The sequence below is a fragment of the Actinomadura sp. CNU-125 genome (genome assembly GCF_001942465.1).
Taxonomy (GTDB): domain Bacteria; phylum Actinomycetota; class Actinomycetes; order Streptosporangiales; family Streptosporangiaceae; genus Spirillospora.
The window spans coordinates 1-2,440 of the sequence record NZ_MKJY01000456.1; the positions used below are offsets into that span (position 1 = coordinate 1).

At 70.9% G+C, this 2,440-nt stretch carries 3 protein-coding genes; 2 read left to right on the top strand and 1 reads right to left on the bottom strand.

What is annotated here, in order from left to right; translation table 11 throughout:
* Positions 1-281: 281 nt before the first annotated feature.
* Positions 282-641: a hypothetical protein gene (locus tag BJF79_RS37535; RefSeq protein ID WP_143220745.1), complete on the bottom strand. Its 360-nt coding sequence runs from the start codon at positions 639-641 to the stop codon at positions 282-284.
* A gap of 382 nt (positions 642-1,023) precedes the next feature.
* Here BJF79_RS37535 and BJF79_RS63525 point away from each other — a divergent pair, with 382 nt between their 5' ends.
* On the top strand, positions 1,024-1,866 hold the full coding sequence (locus BJF79_RS63525) for a hypothetical protein (RefSeq protein WP_262403151.1): 843 nt from the start codon (positions 1,024-1,026) through the stop codon (positions 1,864-1,866).
* A partial coding sequence (locus tag BJF79_RS63530) for an IS200/IS605 family accessory protein TnpB-related protein (protein ID WP_262403152.1) occupies positions 1,818-2,440 on the top strand: 623 nt, incomplete at its 3' end. The genes BJF79_RS63525 and BJF79_RS63530, both read left to right, overlap by 49 nt.

Below are 2,440 nucleotides of genomic sequence, written 5' to 3' on the forward strand. Positions count from 1 at the left end.
TGCGCGGTCCCTTCCGGGCGGTGTTGCTATTTCATCAGATCCGGCCGGTTTGTCAAAATCGGCGTTTCCGACCCACATCCGATCAGCGGACACGGTGAAACCGTGTCTGCTTGGTCAAGTGTGGTTCCCCTCGGGCCGGCCGCCTCTCGGCGTCCCGCTTCCCTGTGGGGCGGAGAGAACATTATGCCCCTCGCGACCGGACGTCAAACCGGCGCGCGCGAATTTTCCTCGCGACCGTCCGGCAGGCCCTCTCACCTGCGACGATGGCTGGAAACGAGCCGTCAGCCGGACTGGGCGAGGTAGCCGCCGAGGAACAGGATTCCTTCGGCGCCCACCCAGAGGAACGCCGAGGCGGCCAGCATCATTCCGAGGCGGTCCGGGTGTCGCCTGACCCGTGGCAGGGCCAGCGCCGCCAGGGTGATAACGACCGCGGGGACCACCACGGCGAGCGAGGCCAGGACAGCGTTCTCGAAGCCGGTCGCGCAGGTCGGGTCGTAGGAGCCGCCCACCCCGCAGAACGCTTCCTCTCCCCAGCCGCCGAACGCGGTGAGGATCCAGAGCGCGGCCAGGGCCGCGTTGCCCACGGCGGGGATCGCAGGGGAGATCCACCACTCGCCGGTACGTCTCGGAGCGACTTGCACGTCGCGTTACCTACCCCGCCACGCCCCGTCCCAAAGGGGTTTGAGTTGTTGGCTGGTTAAGTGCTCAAGAGTGTCTATGGATGGTCGGGAGTGTCCGTGTGCGGGCGCCTGCTCACGTGCGGTGGCGGGTGATCCGGGCAGGGTCGCCGGGTTCGGCCCCGCGCACCCGGGTTCAGGTGTGACCCCGGGGTGGTTCGCAGACGGCGTGTCGATTGCGTGTTCGAGTGTCGTCACTTAAAGTGTTGGTCATGTCGCGTTCCGCTGCTGGTTGTGGGGTGGCCGCCTCGGCGGCACCCGCCACGGCATGCCCGGAATCGGCGACCGGCCTCGTTCCGGCGGCCGGGCTCGGGACGAGGCCGGTGGACCCGGTGGTGGGTTGCGCGTGATCGCGCCGCCGTTCGTTGCGGCGGGCCCGCCCGGGGTGACGATCCGTACCCGCCTCAAGGACCTCACTCCCGAGGACGAGACGGTACTGCGGGCGGTCGGCGCGCACCTTGGGTCGCTGGCGTCCCGGGACCTGAAGACCCGCTGCGCCGACGGCCTGGAACACGACGCCGACCGGTGGGCGGCGCGTAAGCGGGAGTTGACGGCCGGGTCGTCGGCGCGGTGGGCCGGGTCGATCACCAAAGCGTCGCACGACCAGTGGGCCCTGGCCCGCCGGACCCAGCAGGCCCACGTGGAGAGTTTCGAGGCGGGTGTGCGGACGCTCGAGCGGCGGCTGGCCCTGCCAATCGGCGCGAAAGGCACCCGGCGGGAGCCGGGCGGGTACCGGTCCCGTAAGGAGTGGTTCGCCAAGTCGCGCAGGCTGGGGGTGTTGAAGGACCGGCTGGCGGTGGTGCGGGCGGATCGGGACGCCGGGACGGTGCACGTGGTGCGGGGTGGCCACCGGTTGCTGAACCGGCGTCATCACCTGGACGAGGCCGGGCTCACGCCGAAGGAGTGGCGTGAGCGGTGGGAGGCCGGACGGTCGTTCCTGCAGGCTGACGGGGAGTCGGGCAAGCGGTACGGCAACGAGACCATCCGCGTGACGCCCGAGGGCGAGGTGTCGATCCCGTTGCCTGCCCCGCTGGCCGACCTGGCGAACGCGCGGCACGGCCGGTACGTCCTGTCCGTGCGTGCGGCCTTCGCCCACCGGGGCGCGTCGAGTGGGGCGACCGGGTGGTGGCGGACCGGGCGGTGGCCTACCGCTTCCACCACGACCCCGAACGGGGCCGCTGGTACCTGACGGCGTCCTGGCAACGCCGCCCCGCCCTGGCACTCCCCCTAGAGGCCGCCCGCGCCCGGGGGATCATCGGTGTCGACACCAACGCCGACCACTTCGCCGCCTGGCACCTGGATCCCTCCGGCAACCCCGTCGGCGACCCCAAGCGCTTCGACTACGACCTGACCGGTTCGGCGTCCCACCGGGACGCCCAAGTCCGGCACGCCATCACCCGCCTGCTGCACTGGGCCGCATCGTGCGGTGTGGCCGCGATCGCGATCGAGGACCTGAACTTCGACCAGGAGAAGACGCGGGAGAAGCACGGGCGCCGCAAGAAATTCCGGCAGCTGATCTCCGGCTTTCCCACCGGCAAGCTCAAGGCCCGGCTGACCTCGATGGCCGCCGAACACGGCCTGGCCATCGTGGCCGTCGATCCCGCCTATACATCGCGGTGGGGTGCGCAGCATTGGCGGCAGCCGATGGCTACCTCCGGCCGTGAGGTTTCCCGGCACGATGCGGCCAGCATCGCGGTCGGGCGACGCGCCCTGGGGCACCCGATCCGGCGACGGACGGCACCGCCCCCTGCCCACCGGAGCGA